General features: G+C 55.1%; 15 protein-coding genes and 2 pseudogenes. 9 read left to right on the top strand and 8 right to left on the bottom strand.

What is annotated here, in order from left to right:
• Nucleotides 1–200 precede the first annotated feature (200 nt).
• The 3 genes from NO887_RS17155 to NO887_RS17145 all read left to right on the top strand — a co-directional run bounded on the left by NO887_RS17155 (nucleotide 201) and on the right by NO887_RS17145 (nucleotide 2,739).
• Nucleotides 201–1,313: a transposase gene (locus NO887_RS17155; protein WP_256419399.1), complete on the top strand. Its 1,113-nt coding sequence runs from the start codon at nucleotides 201–203 to the stop codon at nucleotides 1,311–1,313.
• 357 nt (nucleotides 1,314–1,670) lie between these two features.
• On the top strand, nucleotides 1,671–2,258 hold the full coding sequence (locus NO887_RS17150) for a nucleotidyltransferase domain-containing protein (protein WP_345780166.1): 588 nt from the start codon (nucleotides 1,671–1,673) through the stop codon (nucleotides 2,256–2,258).
• Nucleotides 2,251–2,739, top strand: coding sequence for a DUF8154 family protein (locus NO887_RS17145; RefSeq protein WP_256419397.1), 489 nt, complete (start codon nucleotides 2,251–2,253; stop codon nucleotides 2,737–2,739). The genes NO887_RS17150 and NO887_RS17145 overlap by 8 nt, the downstream gene beginning before the upstream one ends.
• A gap of 301 nt (nucleotides 2,740–3,040) precedes the next feature.
• On the opposite strand, the gene NO887_RS17140 is transcribed toward NO887_RS17145, so the two are convergent.
• The 3 genes from NO887_RS17140 to NO887_RS17135 are packed head-to-tail and all read right to left on the bottom strand — an operon-like array spanning nucleotide 3,041 to nucleotide 4,177.
• Nucleotides 3,041–3,172, bottom strand: a complete 132-nt coding sequence (locus NO887_RS17140) for a hypothetical protein (RefSeq protein ID WP_256419396.1) — start codon at nucleotides 3,170–3,172, stop codon at nucleotides 3,041–3,043.
• Nucleotides 3,150–3,632, bottom strand: coding sequence for a toxin-antitoxin system TumE family protein (locus NO887_RS18845; protein ID WP_465262004.1), 483 nt, complete (start codon nucleotides 3,630–3,632; stop codon nucleotides 3,150–3,152). The genes NO887_RS17140 and NO887_RS18845 overlap by 23 nt, the downstream gene beginning before the upstream one ends.
• Complete coding sequence (locus NO887_RS17135; RefSeq protein ID WP_321169364.1) at nucleotides 3,629–4,177, bottom strand: winged helix-turn-helix domain-containing protein; 549 nt, start codon at nucleotides 4,175–4,177, stop codon at nucleotides 3,629–3,631. The genes NO887_RS18845 and NO887_RS17135 overlap by 4 nt, the downstream gene beginning before the upstream one ends.
• 379 nt (nucleotides 4,178–4,556) lie before the next feature.
• Here NO887_RS17135 and NO887_RS17130 point away from each other — a divergent pair, with 379 nt between their 5' ends.
• Both NO887_RS17130 and NO887_RS17125 read left to right on the top strand, forming a co-directional pair.
• Complete coding sequence (locus NO887_RS17130; protein ID WP_256419394.1) at nucleotides 4,557–6,722, top strand: type B DNA-directed DNA polymerase; 2,166 nt, start codon at nucleotides 4,557–4,559, stop codon at nucleotides 6,720–6,722.
• 937 nt (nucleotides 6,723–7,659) lie between these two features.
• The gene (locus tag NO887_RS17125) at nucleotides 7,660–9,129 is read left to right on the top strand and encodes an orc1/cdc6 family replication initiation protein (protein ID WP_345780165.1); all 1,470 of its coding nucleotides are present in this window, start codon (nucleotides 7,660–7,662) and stop codon (nucleotides 9,127–9,129) included.
• Between the two features lie 530 nt (nucleotides 9,130–9,659).
• Here NO887_RS17125 and NO887_RS17120 read toward each other — a convergent pair.
• Nucleotides 9,660–9,983, bottom strand: a complete 324-nt coding sequence (locus NO887_RS17120) for a DUF6788 family protein (RefSeq protein ID WP_256419393.1) — start codon at nucleotides 9,981–9,983, stop codon at nucleotides 9,660–9,662.
• A 205-nt stretch (nucleotides 9,984–10,188) separates the two neighbouring features.
• Here NO887_RS17120 and NO887_RS17115 point away from each other — a divergent pair, with 205 nt between their 5' ends.
• Nucleotides 10,189–11,445 (top strand): RNA-guided endonuclease InsQ/TnpB family protein, encoded by a 1,257-nt coding sequence (locus NO887_RS17115; protein WP_256419392.1) that lies wholly within the window; start codon nucleotides 10,189–10,191, stop codon nucleotides 11,443–11,445.
• 88 nt (nucleotides 11,446–11,533) lie between these two features.
• On the opposite strand, the gene NO887_RS17110 is transcribed toward NO887_RS17115, so the two are convergent.
• Together NO887_RS17110 and NO887_RS17105 are read right to left on the bottom strand one after the other, a co-directional pair.
• Entirely contained in the window at nucleotides 11,534–12,940 is a 1,407-nt protein-coding gene (locus NO887_RS17110) for an ATP-binding protein (RefSeq protein ID WP_256419391.1), read from the bottom strand.
• 212 nt (nucleotides 12,941–13,152) lie between these two features.
• Nucleotides 13,153–13,362, bottom strand: a pseudogene (locus NO887_RS17105) (transposase); the annotation flags it as partial.
• Between the two features lie 104 nt (nucleotides 13,363–13,466).
• On the opposite strand from NO887_RS17105, the gene NO887_RS17100 reads away from it, so the two are divergent.
• Nucleotides 13,467–14,462, top strand: coding sequence for a M48 family metallopeptidase (locus NO887_RS17100; protein WP_256419390.1), 996 nt, complete (start codon nucleotides 13,467–13,469; stop codon nucleotides 14,460–14,462).
• Between the two features lie 165 nt (nucleotides 14,463–14,627).
• On the opposite strand, the gene NO887_RS17095 is transcribed toward NO887_RS17100, so the two are convergent.
• Both NO887_RS17095 and NO887_RS17090 read right to left on the bottom strand, forming a co-directional pair.
• Nucleotides 14,628–14,816, bottom strand: a complete 189-nt coding sequence (locus NO887_RS17095) for a hypothetical protein (protein ID WP_256419389.1) — start codon at nucleotides 14,814–14,816, stop codon at nucleotides 14,628–14,630.
• Between the two features lie 226 nt (nucleotides 14,817–15,042).
• Complete coding sequence (locus NO887_RS17090) at nucleotides 15,043–16,065, bottom strand: two-component system sensor histidine kinase NtrB (RefSeq protein ID WP_256419388.1); 1,023 nt, start codon at nucleotides 16,063–16,065, stop codon at nucleotides 15,043–15,045.
• Nucleotides 16,066–16,217: 152 nt separating this feature from the next.
• Between NO887_RS17090 and NO887_RS18530 the strand changes: the two are divergent.
• Both NO887_RS18530 and NO887_RS17085 read left to right on the top strand, forming a co-directional pair.
• A pseudogene (locus tag NO887_RS18530) lies at nucleotides 16,218–16,307 on the top strand (RNA-guided endonuclease TnpB family protein); the annotation flags it as partial.
• A gap of 237 nt (nucleotides 16,308–16,544) precedes the next feature.
• The gene (locus NO887_RS17085; protein ID WP_256419387.1) at nucleotides 16,545–17,072 is read left to right on the top strand and encodes a hypothetical protein; all 528 of its coding nucleotides are present in this window, start codon (nucleotides 16,545–16,547) and stop codon (nucleotides 17,070–17,072) included.
• The last annotated feature ends 392 nt before the right edge of the window (nucleotides 17,073–17,464 follow it).

Here is a 17,464-nt window from a genome sequence, read left to right as displayed (position 1 = left end):
ATTCGCGTAGGCGTATCGCCACCGTTGAAGAATCGCTCGCGTCACAAGGCTTGTCTCAGACACAGCAATACAGGATGGATCAACGGGACGGCTCGGAGCATCAGCGGCTGCGTCGCCGGTTTCTTGACATCCTCCCCGCGCTGAACAGTAGTTGCCGATCCTAGCTGAGGCTCTTCACGCTGGGCTGTGTGGGTCAACAGATGGTCCAGACAGCTGAGGCGAAACAGGTTTGCCGTGCTGCGTCGACAGTGCTGTTTCCAGAGCTCGAATTCGGTGTAAAACCGTGTGGAAAGTACACGAGAGAGGATTTCCAAGAAATCCTCTCTCGGATTGCTTTTGACCAGGAGTTCGCAAATACGGGTGGGAAAACGCTCCAGCTTGATCGTGACGAACACGTCGATATCACCGCTACGGCGCGAAATTCGCTCGCTAAATCGCTGCTGTATCACTTGCGCAATCTCTCACCAGACGCCATCAGCAACCAGTTCGATGGCGTCCGAGATCGGGTGTTCGAAGTCCTCCGGTCTCAGCGCCGACTTCCTGCGTTCGTCGATGTTGCCATCGATCTCCACGAGTGGCGCTTTTACGGCTCTGCCGACACTGACCACGTCCTAACCACGTATCCGGATCTCGGAACGAACAAAGCGTTTTGCTTCGCAACACTGTGTATCGTTGCCCCTCGCACGCGATTTACGCTTGCGGTAGTCCCGATGGACGCGAACGGCTTTCGCGCCAAGCGCGAAGCCGTTCGCTCCTTGCTCGAGACAGCCAAACAGTACGTCTCGATTCGACACGCCTACCTCGACCGTGGATTCTACCAAGTCCACGTCGTCGCAGAGTTAGAACAGCAGGATGTCGATTACATCGTACGTGCGCGTCCGAGTAGTAGAATGAAAGACCATCTCAGCGCCGGCACTGAGACGGTCGCAGATGAGTACACGATGCAGCGAAAGCGCAAACCAACGGCGGCGGTAGATGTCACAGTCTTCGCAGTTCCGCACCGCACAAGCGAAGACGAGCACATCTGGTTCGTGACGAGCTTAGACGTAGATTCGTCGACAGCGAGAGCATACGCGGCGGCGTTCCGCCGCCGCTGGGGGATCGAAACGTCATATCGCCAGCTCGGCGATTTTCTCCCGAGAACGTCGTCACCGACGTTCTCGGTACGACTGTTCTACTTTTTGTTCGCGGTGTCGTTGTACAATCTGTGGGTGTTAGCCAACGTGTTGGCTTCAAGTGAAACAGTTCCAGAAACACCGCAGATCTCAACACGGATCTTCCGTAGATTCGTTCTCTCGACAGACTACGGCTGAGTCCACCTCGGATCTGACCGGGATGACCGGTGAGTACGTCTTATCGCAGAGAGGCATCGCTCGGGAACGCCGCTGACGCGGCGTTCCCTCGCTCTCTCACTAGATCTGTCACAGCGAAATCCGCCACGATCGTAAAATATGCGAACTCAACGGCTTGGTTAGTACGGAGCAAGATTTGATTCGGCAACTACTGTGAAGGGCGAGGCTTTCGCCTCGAATTTTTCGTAATTTGGGCAGTTCACCACCAGAGTTTTTACACTGTTTCCTAATAGGAATCATATGCCTAATAGGAAAGAGTCGATCTCAATAGAGCTACGCTATCCGTTTCCGGAGGATCGGGTATTCCGATACCAAGCAATGCAAGACGTTCTCAACGTTCTCATAGATCAGCCGTATGCGACGTACTCGATGAGCGAACTCGCAAGCCTCACAGGGGCAAATAAGGGAACGATCTCAAAGGCGGTGACATTGCTTTCCGAGCTTGATGTCATCGAGATCGCACCAGACGGGCGGACTCAGCAGGTCCAGATCAACCGTGAACGGCTCACAAAACCAGATCCAATTCTCTCGATCCCACAGAGCGAGTTCCACCAACCAGTTCAGGCATTTCTACAACGACTTCAGGACGAGTTGGATGGATTAGTCGGGGTCGTCCTGTTCGGAAGCGTCGCTCGGGGAGAGGCAGATAGGGCCAGCGACATCGACCTATTGGTGATTGTCGACAAAGACCAAACGACAGCTCGCCGGACTGTCCAGACGGTTGTTAGCGATATCAAAGGCCAACGGTTCGAAGGGAATCGGTACACGTTCCAGCCGCTTGTCGAATCGACGGACAGCGTCCAACGAATTGGTGATCAACTTCGCCCCCAGTTCGACGACGGGATCACGTTGGTCGGCTCCGACCAACTCTCCGAACTCCGAACCGAGGTGTATGCCGATGAATGACGATATCCGAGACCAATTGGGAGAAGCCGAGCGGACCTTCGAGGGCAGTCCCGGCACTATCGAGGAGGGATTGGACGTCGACGACGCGGAGTTGGTCCAACTTCGCCGTGCCTGCCGGCTGCTGGAGGTCGGATCGAACCACCTCGACCAAGGGTACTACACGGTCGTGATCGAGTCGGCGTTCGTCGCCATCGAGCGCACTATCCAGTTCCGGTTGATTCACGATGGGGCAATGTCCGCGGCGGAGGTCATCAGTAGCCACCGCCGACTCTATCAACGTGGTGCCGAGATCGGCCTCTACGACGACGCGTTCGGAGAGGAACTTGCCGAGCTGTGGAACCGAAACCGAACGAAGACCTATTACAGACTCGGTATCGCAACGAAGGAACAGGCTGAGGCAATGTACCGGCTCGCCAACGATATCCACCGCCACCTCATCGATATGACACGGGTGTCACACGAGTGTATCTGTCGAGACTGACCGGTAAGATGCGTTTCCTGGGTCGCGGGCTACAATCAGGACGAATGTCTTCGGGATCAAGAACCGTGTCGGCCGCAGCTTCGACGAACTGTTCCAGTCGGAGCTGCCGTGGCTTCTGTTGTGCCTGATAAAAATATTCTAAATAATCATATTCTAGAATATCATATCTACAGAGATCATCGACGGGCTCAGTACAATGAGGATAGCGGAATTAACCAACAATCTGTCGAGACATACCGAAATGTTGGTTAATTCGGTGATCAGAGGTGACGGCCATCTCGGAAAGAGTCTTGGAAACAGTCTACCACACGTCAAGATCCGGTGACAGAGTTCGAATTGACATCTGGAATAGTCCTTTCTGGAAGTCCGGAAGCGCCGCGCCGCCGCTTACTAAAACAGCGAGGAAGATATCACGGTGGATTTTCTGCGTCATTGAGTCCCTCGAATGTTCCATTCGTGTAGGCGTATCGCCACCGCTGGAGAATCGCTCGCGTTACAAGGCTTGTCTCAGACACAGCAATACAGGATGGGTCAACGGGACGGCTCGGAGCATCGGGGGGTGAATGGAAGTGTCGTCGCGGCGCGTCGGGTTTCGGGTGACAGTCAAACCGAAAATTTCGGTCTCGGTCATCTGTGTAGTGTGCGGCGTAGTTCCCGGTGAGACTCCACCGGACGTCTATCCGGGCGGTTGACGCCGCTCCGACGCCGTCGGATAGTTCAACGGAAAGTGTCTGTGGATTCAGGGGGTCGTCTACTGACGCGGCCTGGACCAGCGGCTCTAGGTCCACGAACAGGTCTCGTATGTCCCGGAGTGCCCCGGCGTCGATAGGACCAAATACCTCAGACTGTTCATCCGGCTGGATATGGTGAGCGGGATCTCCGTCGTCGGTCATACGACGAGAGATGTATCGCCATTACCATCGTCATCTGTGTCCGTGCCAGTAAGGTGACCAGTTTGACTCACCTCACCAATCGCGAGTGTTGCTTGTGCGAGCGCGAGGTTGCGTCGCGTCGTTTGCCATTCTGTGAGAAGCGCGCCATGGTCGCCGTCGGCGTCGCCGATATCCAGTTCTCGGGCGAATTCTTCGGGTGAATCAACACCGTATTCATCGCGCCACGTCTGTATCTGCGCCTTCATCTCAGCGATGCCGGACGCGATCTCTTCGGGCGTTCGTTCCGCGAGGAGCGACTGGGCGTGTTCGGTGACAATAGCCGTTTCCGACCGTCGGTAGTGGGTCGTCTGACCATCCTGTGACGTCGTTACCTCACCAGCGCTCTCAAGCGTTCGTAGGTGCTTTCGCGCCGTGGTCGGTGAGACGCGGGCACGCTCGGCGATCTGCGTTGCAGACAGCGGATCGTACACACGAGAGATGACTTCGTACACTCGTTCGAAGGGCGTCGTCTCCTCGATCCATTCTTCTTCGACGACATCGTTCACGTCACGGGGTTCAGTGCCGCCATCCGGGCTCGCTCGGTAGGGCGGGGACGGCTCTTCGGACATTATGTGCCAACCAACGAGAGAGTGGTATAATAATCTGTGGGGTAGTATACTGATCACCAAATCCAAGATATGGAGGACTGTCCGCAGCAGTCTTAACCAACAGCGATCTGTAGACGGTCGTTCTGTTGGTTAACACGCTACCGGATGTTCAGCTAACAAACCCGGAAACGATTCTGGAAGCTGGGTTAGCAGAGAAAATTCGCGAGAGTACGCTGTTTCTGTCAAGACGATCTCCATTTCCTGAAATCCGGAACAGACACGCCGGCGATTATGCGAGACTCCGGTGTAGAGACGGGAAGGTGGGTGACTTACGAAAATGCCGTTCACAATCGATTTCCTTGACGATGGTCGCGTTCTCGAGTGGGAGGCGATCAACGACGGCGCGACCGCGACCGAACGCGACGACTATACGCCCCGGTTTTACGTCACAGCACGTGACCCTGACACCGACATCGATCTCACACCACTTCGCGCACAATATGAACGACACCCGAATGTCGTCGCGACCGAGATCGTATCCCGGCGGCCGGGATTTCGTCGTAACGACGAGTCCGCTCTTGCTGTCGACGTCGACCACCTCAACCGCGTCACACCGCTTGCGCGACAGGCACGCCAACTATCAGCGCACCCGGTCGGCGATCTCGCTTGCTTCAACGTCGATTTCTCGCGAGGATTCCGGTACTGTCTGGAGACGAATTGCGATCCAACGCCGACAGCAGAGCTCTCGACACTCCGGCTCGGTGTTCCAGTAACCGAGACCAGCAAGGACACGTATGACGAGCTCACAGTTGCCGGCGAGACTGTTACCGGGTCATCAGGAGACATCCTCACCACCGTTCAAGCGGTGATCGAGACACACGACCCGGATATTCTGGTCTGCTCGACGAGCGAAATCGTCCCAACCCTCCACGAAATGGCGACGGGCGCCGGCGTGGATGACTTCTCGCTGAGTCGGTGGCCGGACGTCGACTACCAGCAGCTCGCAAGCCGGTCGACGTACTCAAGCTACGGTCGCATCGGTCACTCCCCGGCGCGGTACAACGTGCCCGGCCGCGCGATCATCGACGAGTCGAACACGTTCTTCTACGGGGAGACGAACCTCGACGGCGTCCTCGACCTCGTGTCGCGCTCGAAAAAGCCCGTCCAAGAGCTCGCGTGGGCGTCGATCGGGAACGTCCTCACTGCGATCCAGATCTGCGAGGCCCACGACCGCGGTGTCCTCGTCCCGTGGAACTCCTGGCGACACGAGTTCTACAAGCCGATGGGGACGCTCCACGACGCCGGCCGTGGCGGCTTCATCTTCGCACCCGAGGTCGGCCTCCACGAGAACGTCCACGAACTCGACTTCTCCTCATTGTATCCGAATATCATCTGTACGCGAAACGTCTCACCGGACGTCATCCGGTGTGATTGTCACAGCCACCGCGACGACGTCCCCGGCCTCGGATACTCGATCTGCGATGACCGAGGCTACCTCGTCGACGTCCTCCAGCCGATCATCGACGCTCGCGACGAGATCAAGGCGGCCATCCGTCGCGAGAAGGCTCGGGATGACCCCGACGAGAACCGGCTGGCGGAGCTCGAGGGACGGTCGGGAGCGCTGAAGTGGATCCTCGTCGCCTGCTTCGGCTACCAGGGGTTCAGCAACGCGAAGTTCGGCCGCATCGAGTGCCACGAAGCAATCAACGCGTTCGCTCGCGAAATACTGCTGACGGCGAAACAGCAGCTGGAGGACGGCGGCTGGCGTGTCGTCCACGGCATCGTTGACTCCATCTGGGTAACCCCGGACCCCGACGTCGACGACGAGAACCGTGAAAACCTCGACGCGCTCGCGACGGCGATCACGGAACGCGTCGAGATTCGGCTCGAACACGAATCCCACTATGACTGGGTGGCGTTCGTTCCCCAGCGCGAGAGTGACGCCGGCGCGTTGACGAAGTACTTCGGGAAGGTCGCCGGCGACGACGAGTACAAGATACGCGGTATCGAAGCTCGGAAGCGCTCGACCCCACCGTTCATCGAGGACATCCAGCGGGACTGTCTCGAACGGCTCGATGCAACTCGATCTCCGGACACCGTCCTCTACTGTCTCCAAGACGCGATCAAGTGCCTCCACGCTGGAACGGTGCCGGTCGAGCAGCTCGTTGAACGGAATTGTGTCTCCAAACCGCTGGAGGGCTACATGCAGACCACTCAGAACGTGGCGGCGCTGAAGCGGGCTCGAGAGCAGGACCTTGCCATCCATCCGGGACAGGATATCGAGTACGTAGTCGTCGACGACGAAAAAACATCGCGAGAACGGGTCGCATTGGCTCACGAAGAGATCGAGTCGTACGATGCGTCGTACTACGAGACACAGCTCATCAGAGCTATCGAGAGTGTGCTGTCACCGCTTGGCTGGGATCGCAATGATATTCGACAGGAACTCGCTGAGACACACGAAACGAATCTGGTCACGTTTACCCGAAATACTCGTGATTAGTGATTAACCAACAGCCACTACAATGGGGTCGAAGTTGTTGGTTAACGTATAGCGACCGTCACGGTGAGTGCCTCGGAGGGACGCTTTGAGCAACTCCATCCTCGGAATGGTGGATACTAGAAATCCCGTGCGTAGATCAGGACCATCCTATCTGGGAGATCTGTGTGAGACACACCCCTCTATCGATGTGTTCTACAATCGGGTCCGCCTACCGCTGGTGTCGGATGTTTCTCCGCAAATTTTCTATCAACAATCTCGATGTCACGCCTCGAAACACACGACTTGGTTTAACCGTATGAGAAGTACACGAGGAGTGGTTTACTACTCGTCGATGAGGTGATTGACATCCGTCCTCGTTTTTCCATGAGACACACACCCCTCTATCGATGTGTTCCACCTGAGTGAACTGGATAGGGAAGCTAGTCAATTTTATGCGTCAAACCTCGCTTTGCCAGAATTCATCAGATAGCGTCTCTCTTCTGCTTGATAACGGCTATTGTCTCAACAGTTGTTCTGATGGTTCACAAACGACACAATTTACGCGGATCAAAACACATCGAACACATCGATAGAGGGGTGTGTGTGTGTTTGTGTTAATAGAATAAGAGAAGAGAAGGGAAGATTGAGTCTAGATCGAGCAAGTAGGAGACAACGAGAACAGCTCTTCCCAGTTTAGAGCCGATATGAGGTTTGTCTCGCCAATTTGGAACAGACAATTTCCCAGTTACCCCCCACCCCGTGAATACATCGAACACATCGATAGAGGGGTGTGTGTCTTCGAGCGTGTGATCCAAAACACATCGTCACTGGCTACTTCCGTTCAACTGGATATCACGGCTATCATGGGTTAATTCTGCTATTGTGCGGTTTCACGTGGCCAATCACACTTCGATAGGGGTGGGGAACCTTTTTGATACAGGGCGGTATCAATTGGCCTATGGGTACTGACGACTCCGATGATCCCGCAGATAATTCGGGATCGCCGGAGGACGAGTTGACGGCTCAAGTTGAGCTGTCGAATGCGTCGCAGTCGGATCCTTCGGGACAGTCTTCATCTTCTCATGTCACGAACGGTGACTCACAACCTGTGGATGATGCTGACTCCGAGGAGCCATCACAGTCGATCGAGGACATGCTTCTCGAATTCGACGATCAGGACGGGCTAATTCGGGACCGAGCGCTACTTGATCCGAATTATGTTGTCGAAGAGGACCGAATCGTGGGTCGCGACGAGCAACTCCAAGAGGTCACCAAGATGCTTCGAGTTGCGCTTGGCGACAACCGACCGCCGAACCTCTTCCTCTATGGCCCGTCCGGGACAGGCAAATCCCTGATCACAAAGGCTGTCTGCCATAATATTAGCCGCATCTGTGAGACCCGAGATATCCAGTTTGGCACTATTGAAGTGAATTGCCAGGACTTGGACACACTCGGTATTGCCGTGTATGAACTCGTTCAGCAGGCTGCCGACGCGGCAGGTGTCCCTATCGAGGTGCCAAAACACGGTGTGGCGACGAAGGAGAAGTGGGATGAACTCTACCGAATCGTCAACCAACACTTCGATTCTGTTGTGTTTGTCCTCGATGAACTGGATATGCTCGTCGGCCGGCGAGACAAACAAGAACCGGCGTATTCACGTCTACTGTATCAACTCTCTCGGGCTGGAGCAAACGACGAGTTGAACGCGTATATTTCGGTCGTTGCGATCTCGAACGACACGAAGATGATGGAGTCTGTCGGGAGTCGGGCCGTCAGTTCGTTTACTCCCGAAGATGTCCATTTCGACGATTACGACGCGAACCAACTCCAAGCAATTCTCCGACGGCGTCAGGATGCGTTCCATGACGACGTCGTCGACGATGACGTGATTCCACTCGCAGCGGCATTCGCGGCACAGACCCATGGCGACGCTAGAAAGGCGATCGATCTCATGCGTGTTGCCGGTGAATTAGCTGAACGTGAAGGTGACACTCGCGTTCGCGAGAAACACGTCCGTACTGCACAAGAAAAGGTTGAGAAGAATCGGGTGTTGGAGGTCGTCCGCGGTATCAGCACACAAAAGAAGCTCTGTCTGTACGCAACTGCGGCAGTTGCCTCCCAAACCGAGGGCGGGACCGCCAGGAGTACGACCGGCTATCGCGTGTATCAGTATCTAACCGACGCGATCGACGCCGATCAGTACCACCAGGAAACGTACGTGAATAAGATGAAAGAGCTCACGACGTATTCGCTCGTTGACTTCGAACGACGGAGTCACGGTCCCAGCTCCGGGATGTTCCTCGAGTTCCAGTTTGGAGAACGACCGGAGACAATTCTCGAAACACTTCGCGAAGACTCGCGTATCGAGGCAATTTCTGAGGAGGAGGTCGCTTCCGTCGTCAAAGCGCAGATCCGTAACCAGACTTGACTTCCTCCCACGACTGAAGTCGTGGGCTCTCTCCTCTGTTCTCTGTAGCCCGCTGTTTTCCATTGGTTCTCGTCGACACCCCTCTATCGATGTGTTCGATGTGTCGGCTTCCCCCCACGACTGAAGCCGTGTGTTTCCGCCTTGGATCTCTATGAAGCCTTTTCATTAGTTCTCGTATACACCCCTCTATCGATGTGTATTCGATGTCTGCTATCAGGTCTCAATTAATAACTGAGTAACTAATATGCGGTCATTTAATTTGTTTCTATTAGTTCTCGTATACACCCCTCTATCGATGTGTGATTCTCCGTGAGAGCCGCCAAAACGAATATATTCAGGTAATACATATCACACGCTCATCGACACCATCACTCCTCTTGACTTGGCGATCGATATACCAACTGCTTGTTCAAAACCTGTATCGATGTGTTCGCGAAGCTCGGTTCCCGTCGACACCCCTCTATCGATGTGTAGCTGAATACAGGCGGTAAGCCTCCCTTCCTCAGTAGGCAGGTGTAGTTCACGAGTGGTCAGTCGTCGGGGCTAACAGGCTCTTTATATTTGGACTTCACCGAGCTTCCCTCCCGCCACTGCCAGTAGTAGTAGCGGTTGTCGTTGATCTCTTTGATTGTAATCGTGGCCTTCGAGGGGACGTCATCTGGGAGATCGTCAGGTTGCTCATCACTTTCGTCACCGTCTGACTCTTCATCGACGTCGGCCCCACGAGCCTTGTAAGATGCCAGCGCCTCGGCGTAGCGTGCGACGTACCGGAGTTGTTCAGGCGAGTAGCCGTTGAGTGTATTGACTATCTCCGTCGAGAGGTCAGCTGGTGGCGTCGGTGGCTTGTCGGACATCAGTGGTCGCCTCTAGTTAACCAACAGAGCACGTATCAGAATATATTTGTTGGTTAAACAGATTTCATAGGATACCAGCGCGGAAACCCACCCCTTCAGGGGTGGGAGGAAGCGCACGAATCCCGCCGCAATAAATGCTGACGATAGCAGCCCGACTCCCCACAAGTCAATAACTATTGATTAATACTAGATGTACACATGAGGTGTGACGGTCGTTCGGAACATCCAAGTAAAACTCGACGTTTCAGAGGACGCGCACAGCCTCCTCGATGAAACGTTCGAACAATTCCGTCACGCCGCTCAGTACGTCTCTGAGTATGGATGGGACGATGACCCCACCGAGATCATCGACGACCAAAAGCAACTCAACGCTGCCACCTACGACGAGGTTCGTGAGCTAACAGAGCTTCACGCGAACCACGTCCAGTCAGCCCGGTCTCTTGCGTCGACAGCCCTTGGAAACTGTCAGGATCGGATTCTCGATGAAGGCAAGAAGGCAAGCAAGCCCACATTCTGTGGAACAGTCGTCGTCTACGGTGCTCGTACGGTCACGTACAATGACGACCACTGTACGCTAGCTACCGTCGATGGTCGCGTTCGCGCTGAATACGTCACGCCGTACGACGACGAGGGAACACCGTTTGCAGAGTATTGGAGTACCGATGAGTGGGAGCGGAGAGAGGCGACTCTACACAAGCGTGACGGTACATACTACCTCCACGTCGCCGTGAAGAAAGATCCAGAGACGGATGCGTCAACAACCCAGAACGGAGTGGTTCTCGGTGTTGACCTCAACGTGGATGGATCGGTTGCTGTCACCAGTACCGGTGCGTTCCTCGGGAATGCGGATTACCTTCGACACAAGCGCGACGGGTATGAACAGCGACGTGGCTGCCTCCAGCAAACGGGGACTCGCTCCGCACACCTCACGATTCAGAGTATCGGTGACCGATTTGCTCGGTGGAGTGAGGACTACCTCCATCGGGTCTCAAAAGCCATCGTACAGGAAGCCAGACGGCATGACTGTTCGGCGATCGCGTTCGAGGACTTAGAACAGATCCGTGAGCGGATCTCGAACGCTAGTAAGTTCCAGCAATGGGCGTTCCGGGCAGTTCGGCAGTACACTGAGTACAAGGCTGAAGAGTATGGTATCCTCGTGGACACGGTCCAGCCGGCGTATACGAGCCAACGGTGCAGCCACTCTGACTGTGGGTTCACACACGAGGATAACCGCGATGGTGACGGGTTTGAGTGTCTGAAGTGCGGGAAGCAACTCCATAGTGACTATAACGCCGCCCGGAACATCGGGTGGCGTCTTGTCCAGTACTGGCTCAAGTCTGGTTCTGGACGCGCCAGCTGTCAGGTGGCGCTAAAGTCAGGGACAGTGAACGCGAATGGCGAGTTTTCGCCTGCCGAGAGTATCGGCCAGAGCGGGAGTCCACTGACAAGCCCACCCCTTTAGGGGTGGGTTCCTGACCCGCGGATAAATCGTCTCGAACGCAGTCTCAAGGGCGGCCTGAACGACGTGCTGTTTCGAGTCAAGATTCGAATCAGTCACCCTCGAGGATGGCAACAATATCGGAGAGATCGAAGAGACGGAGGTCATCACGCTCGTCTGCGGTTTCCTCAACGGAGCGTTTGAAGCCAGAACGACTGAACAGGGCGAATTCATAGGTCGGCTCATCACCTCCCTTGAGTGTCCAGTCGATGTGCTCCACGTCGTCTTCGAGATTCGAAAGCACGTCATAGCCGAGGGGTGTACTGGTGAACTTCGCTTCGCCAACGATCAGCGTTGACTCGTCAGTTGGGGCGACGACATCTATCTCCCGGCCCTTGTACCACCACTGGCTTGGCACCTGTGTGAGCTGATAGTCTGCATAGAGCGCCGGCACCGCTTGGTGACAGAGCGATTCGAACGTTTCGCTGACAAAGTCGGGCAATTCCGGTTCGATGAGATCCGGGTAGGCGTTCTCGCCGTAGAGTTCGTACTGTCCCCCGCGGCCGTAGAGATACCGGAAGTAAAATCGGAACACGGGATCCCGAATCTGATATCGCGTCCGCTTGCTGCGTGCCGGGTCGGCGAGTGCTGGATGGTGTTTCTCGATGATCTGGAGCGTTTCAAGCCGGTCGAAGTAGTACGACGTGTTGGTGCTCTCGATGCCGGCTCCCTGAGCGATTTCATTCCGACTGCGGTTCCCGCTGGCCATCGACTCTAGAACAGAAAAATACGTGTTCACCTCGGTGAGTTCCATCTGGAGGACTGTTTCGGGCTCGTCATGGAGTGGGCCATCCGGGTCGCACAGCAGCCGTGTGATGTTCTCTCCGAGGTTCTGTGATGAATCGAGTGGGCTGAGGTATCGGGGTGTGCCGCCGAAGACGCCATAGACGAACACCCGTTCTTCGGGATCGTACGTCGGCACGAACTCCTGGATGGAGCGAAACGGCAGCTGGGTGAGTTCGAGGCGGCCATTCGGTGTCTGGGATACCCGGCCGTAGAGTGGCGCACCGCCATCGAGGACGTGGGTATGGATCATGCCGATTGCAGAGCCTGTGAGTACGAGCGTCGCCTGACTCTCCTCGACAGTTGTATCCCACAGATGTTGAATGACCGAGGGAAGTCCCTCGTTCGATTCGATGAGGTACGGGAATTCGTCGATGACGATGATGGCGTCTCTGTCGGTGAGGTATGTTAAGAGCGGTTCCCATTCCTCTTTGACGGCCGTGATGTCTGGATAGGTCGACGCTGCTGCCTCGACGAATCGTCTGAGCTGTGTCGTCGCTGTCCCTTGGACTGCCTGATAGTACACAGCATCGTCACGGTCGGCAATCGATTGGCGGACGAGTTCGCTCTTGCCGATCTGGCGGCGCCCATAAATAATGGCGAGCTCTGCAGCGTCACTCTCGTAGAGGGCCTGCAACCGATCGAGTTCATCGAGCCGATTGACGAACTGGTCCATACTCCCCGTCGTGGTGGGAGATACATACGTGTTTCGAGTTTTAGAGGCAGAACTATAATAGTCTAAACGATAATATCTTGGACTCTAATATGGCGGGCTAATGCTCGACGAAGGTCAGAATGCCACTGCGGACGTAGAAAAAGGTAACCAACAGATCAGAAAACACCGCCTTTGCGTGGTTAACTGGGTAAGAGGGTGTCATAGAACTCTTCTCACACCGTGATGATTGTGCTCCCCGGATTGTCTCCGCGTTCGTAGTTGGTGATAGCGACGACGAGGCGAAGGTACAGCGCAAGAAGAAACACCTGCGCTCGTGCGTGGAAGCGGCCTCGGGCGAACGCACGCCCGAGGCCGCAGTCTTTCACTGATTCGTTGGTTCGTTCGACTCCAGTACGGCGGTTGTACAGGCGGTCAAGGCGACTGCCCCGGGGCTTGACCCCGGGGTATGTTCACCATTCCTGAAAGTGTTGGATCAATAGGACTTCAACAAAGCCATCCTTTTATAAACTCATTCGTACGTATTTCCATGGACTGGTCGCCAGATAGGCGGTTACAGTTGTGGATCGCCCTTTCGTTGTCGGTATTAGTCCTGACGACGCTCGCGGCTGCGCTTGCCGGCGGAATCGTCGTGGTTTTCATTGCGATCACCCTGTGGGCCTTCGCCGGCAACGGAGCCGACCTCTTCGCCGGGGGCATACGCACCGTGTTGGTCCTCTCCGTATCGGGCATCATCTTGAGCGTCCTGTTGTGGGGAGAGCGTAACGCACCCGACCACGCGATCGCGATCACCGGTGCGCAGCAAGTGTCGGAGGAGGAGTATCCGGAGCTGTTTTCGACGGTTCGTACCATCGCACACCAAGTGGCCGTTCCGGTTCCCGCGATCTACGTGGCACCGACCGAGACGCCGATCTCGCTGACCACGGGTTTCACCGCCCGTACGTCTCGGTTGGTCGTCAGCGAGGGACTGCTGGATGCGCTCGGGGAATCGGAGCGACGCGCGGTCGTCGCACACGAAGTTGCGCACGTCAAGAATCACGACGCGGCAGTTATGACCTCCGCAACCCAGCCGGTAGCCGCCGCCGAACGCGTTAAAGAGCTACTTAGCGGTCCGACCGCCGGAATTGAACACGGCGTCGTCAGCCGCGCGGATTCCACTGACGCCGTCCTCTCTGTCGGTCTCGCGCTTGTCTTTCCGCTCTGGATACTCTCTCGGTCACTGTCGTCCTCGTTTGCCCGTACCCGTGAGTTCGCCGCCGACCGCGGGGCGGTCGCGATCACCGGTGAGCCGGCGGCCCTCGCGTCGGCGCTCAAGAAAATCGATAGTTCGCTCGACGAGCGCCCGACTACTGACTTCCGACGAACGTCTATCGCGGCGTTCGCGATCGTTGAGCCGGATGCGGCCGAGTCAGCAGGGAATCTCGGACCGTTGACGAGATTCAAACGTCGACTGTTTTCGACACATCCACCGACGAAGGCACGAATAGAACGGCTCAAAGCGGATTACGAGAAACGTCTCAATTGAGATTTCACTCATAATGGGTTGAGCAAGGCCGAAGAACTGGTTTTGTTGAAGTCCTTATTAGTTGACATTTTCACTCCCTCAATCGCTCAGTACAGGGTACTCAGGCTCTGTTGAAATCCTCAACAATTGATAGTTTCACAACCCTGATCGCTCAGTACCGGATCTCTATGGATCGATGTGGTGTACCGCTTCAGGAGACAGGAGTCGGTCAGTGGGCAACGCAACCCACCCGTTCGGGAGAAGACGAACCTTGCCTTGGTGAAGCACCTTCTCTTGTTCCAAATCCCCATACACGGTCGCGTTTTCGTAATCAACTAAGAGTTGATCCGGGAGTTCATCAGGTACCAAGACCATATTTGACGGACCGTTTCTGCGAGCATAGTTCTTGTCACAAGCCGAGATACGATCGCTTTGGGGCTCGCATCAACCGTGTTTCATGCGAAAAAATGTTTGAAGAATAGGATTTCAACAAAGCCAGTACTCATTGACCGTCGCGCAGAGAAAGCTCGTTGCCCCGACCAAAACGTTTCTCGATGAGACGTGACCAAGAGAGTCCATGAGTACACCCGAACTTGGTGTTTCACCAAGTAATTTCGAACCGTGCTCCACCTTCGGAACTTTCAGTAATGTTGATCTCCCACCCGTGAGCTTTGACAATTTGGTGTACTATCGAGAGTCCATAGCCGGTCCCTTCTTGATTCGTCGAATAGCCGTGTTCAAATACTTCTGACCGGTCCGATGTTGAAATCCCTGGCCCATTATCTGCGACGTATAGACCCCGTTCTTCGGAGAGAGGCCCCACACGAACTGTTACATCCCCACCACCGTGATCGATTGCGTTCCGGAACAGGTTCCCCAGCAGCTCTTGGAAGCGGCTCTTATCCGCAGTTATTGACTTGATCTCATCGTCGACCCGTAACGTGGCCCGAGAGGTCTCGACGCCGTCCCAAGATTCGTGGATGCAGTCTTCAATGTCAACTGACTCTGTTTCTCCAATCGATCGTCCCGTCTTGGAAAGCTCGAGGACATCCTCTACCAGATCATCTATCCGAGATAACGACTCTGAGACTTTCTTTAGTTCCGGACTCTCGTGGTTCTCTTGAGCGATTTTGGTGTAGCCTTGGGCAACAGAGAGCGGATTTCGGATGTCGTGTGTGAGAATGTCAGCAAACTCGTCCAACCGTTCTTTCTGATCCTGTAGCTGGTTCTCTCGTCTCCGTCGCTCCGTGATGTCTCGAATAATGCCAGTAAAATACCGATCACCGTTGTGTTCGTGTTCACGAAGACTGATCAGCGTTGGTACTTCGTGTCCGTCCTTGTGAAGAGCAGGGAGTTCGATCCCGTCCCAGTCGATATTTCGCTCACCCGAGTCAACATATGATTCAAGAGCTGCGGAATGGACGGGCTCAAGACGCTCTGGAATGATTTTCATTTTGGAACTTCCGATCAATTCGTCAGGAGTATACCCGAGAATATCTCCAACTGCAGGATTCGCATACACGATATTGCTTTCTTCATCAATAGTTAGCATTCCCTCGGCTGCGTTTTCAACAAGCGTCTGATAGAAGTCATCGCCGTTGACAAGTGGAGGGGGAGATTCCATCTTCAGTTTCTTAGTAGGGGTTATCGGTTAACGCTTGTTCACAATGTCGTTTCTTCGTAATATATACCCTTGAGTAAAAATGGCGACTGGTCGAGGCTACGAGTTGGTGATCTCGAATCGGACTCCATCGAGGTCCTCACCGTCTTTGATATAGGAGTACCGACTGTGTGGCACAGCCATCGACACACTTGTTCGACCGCGAGAGCGGGACGTACCACACGAGAGAACAGGTCGTGTCGTAGACCAACAAATATCCCACCTGCGGGACGGGAAGCCTCGCCGTTTACGGCGATGAGGCTCTATTGAAATACTCAAAAGATGATATATTCAGGCTTGATTCGTTCAATACAGGGGCCCACGTATCGCTCTACTTGAAGAAATACTCGTTAACAGACAGGAGCACCATGCGAGATACAGAGGATACATCCATCACTCGGCGGGAGCGCTCAGTTATATACACACCGACGAAATAGGAGTGTATGAATACGTGGCGTCAGACGCCAAGCAGTATATCACGTCACGAACTCGGTGCGGGGGCTGTCGCCGCCGCCGCGACGGTGGGTACCTCGGTCATCTACTTAATCAGCCTGTGGGCCTTCGTCTCGACAGCAGAGGTGCCGTTCAACGTCGAGATCTACATGCTGGGCTATACTGGGTTCGTCTTCTTTGCCCTGTTTGTCACCCCGCTTGTAGGCTTCGTCGTCGGGACAGCGGTATGGCAGTGGACGCTGTCGTCGACATCGAACCCGCGTCGAGGTGCGCTCGCAGGGGTCGTGACGGCACTCGGAACAGTGCTGGCCGTGTCGATACTGTTCAGCCTGTTGTTGGCCACTCGGGAGTTGCTTGGGGTGACCCCTGCGCTATTTGTGAGCCCTGTCGATGCGTTCGTAATAACCACACAGGGAGTCATCATCTACTGGGGGCTCTTCACCAGCGTGATACTCGTGCCGCTCTGTGCGCTCGTTGGCTGGGCGTACCAGCGCAGAGTGCTGTCCAGGAGTCGGTAACCGCTTGCCTCCATGGGTCGTACAAGCTACGCTCATTCTATCTCGTACGCCCCTTGGAACACCTCTTTGAGCTGGTAGAGCCCTCGAATCAGTACGAACTCTTCAGCAACGAGACGATTCAGACGATGATCTGTCTGAAGAATAGGATTCCGACAGAGTCCGCGAGTTCATATTGCTTCACAAACATTGTAGATCTAAATTGACACTAAACAGCACGTAAGGACACACTTCGCCACCGCGAACTACATAGCGGTATAGTCTACTATACCCTGTTGCACGTTCAAAATTAGTTCGCCGGACGGGGCGGGCAGAGCTGAAACCGACCACCACTCAGCTGTGCTGACCCAATGATGGTACGTTTCTTGACAGACGGGGCTGAATGAACCAGAGAA

Source organism: Halorubrum laminariae (assembly GCF_024494655.1).
In the GTDB taxonomy this organism is placed as follows: Archaea; Halobacteriota; Halobacteria; order Halobacteriales; family Haloferacaceae; genus Halorubrum; species Halorubrum laminariae.
This window is presented reverse-complemented; position numbering and strand designations above follow the sequence as displayed.

Bases quoted from the DNA above. Each gene is read 5' to 3' on its own strand.
- NO887_RS17095 (WP_256419389.1), bottom strand. From the start codon at position 14,816: ATGGTCTTGGTACCTGATGAACTCCCGGATCAACTCTTAGTTGATTAC.
- NO887_RS17130 (WP_256419394.1), top strand. From the start codon at position 4,557: ATGCCGTTCACAATCGATTTCCTTGACGATGGTCGCGTTCTCGAGTGG.
- NO887_RS17090 (WP_256419388.1), bottom strand. From the start codon at position 16,065: ATGGAATCTCCCCCTCCACTTGTCAACGGCGATGACTTCTATCAGACG.
- NO887_RS17110 (WP_256419391.1), bottom strand. From the start codon at position 12,940: ATGGACCAGTTCGTCAATCGGCTCGATGAACTCGATCGGTTGCAGGCC.
- NO887_RS18845 (WP_465262004.1), bottom strand. From the start codon at position 3,632: ATGACCGACGACGGAGATCCCGCTCACCATATCCAGCCGGATGAACAG.
- NO887_RS17145 (WP_256419397.1), top strand. From the start codon at position 2,251: ATGAATGACGATATCCGAGACCAATTGGGAGAAGCCGAGCGGACCTTC.
- NO887_RS17125 (WP_345780165.1), top strand. From the start codon at position 7,660: ATGGGTACTGACGACTCCGATGATCCCGCAGATAATTCGGGATCGCCG.
- NO887_RS17150 (WP_345780166.1), top strand. From the start codon at position 1,671: ATGCAAGACGTTCTCAACGTTCTCATAGATCAGCCGTATGCGACGTAC.
- NO887_RS17155 (WP_256419399.1), top strand. From the start codon at position 201: ATGGTCCAGACAGCTGAGGCGAAACAGGTTTGCCGTGCTGCGTCGACA.
- NO887_RS17140 (WP_256419396.1), bottom strand. From the start codon at position 3,172: ATGACGCAGAAAATCCACCGTGATATCTTCCTCGCTGTTTTAGTAAGC.
- NO887_RS17100 (WP_256419390.1), top strand. From the start codon at position 13,467: ATGGACTGGTCGCCAGATAGGCGGTTACAGTTGTGGATCGCCCTTTCG.
- NO887_RS17085 (WP_256419387.1), top strand. From the start codon at position 16,545: ATGAATACGTGGCGTCAGACGCCAAGCAGTATATCACGTCACGAACTC.
- NO887_RS17120 (WP_256419393.1), bottom strand. From the start codon at position 9,983: ATGTCCGACAAGCCACCGACGCCACCAGCTGACCTCTCGACGGAGATA.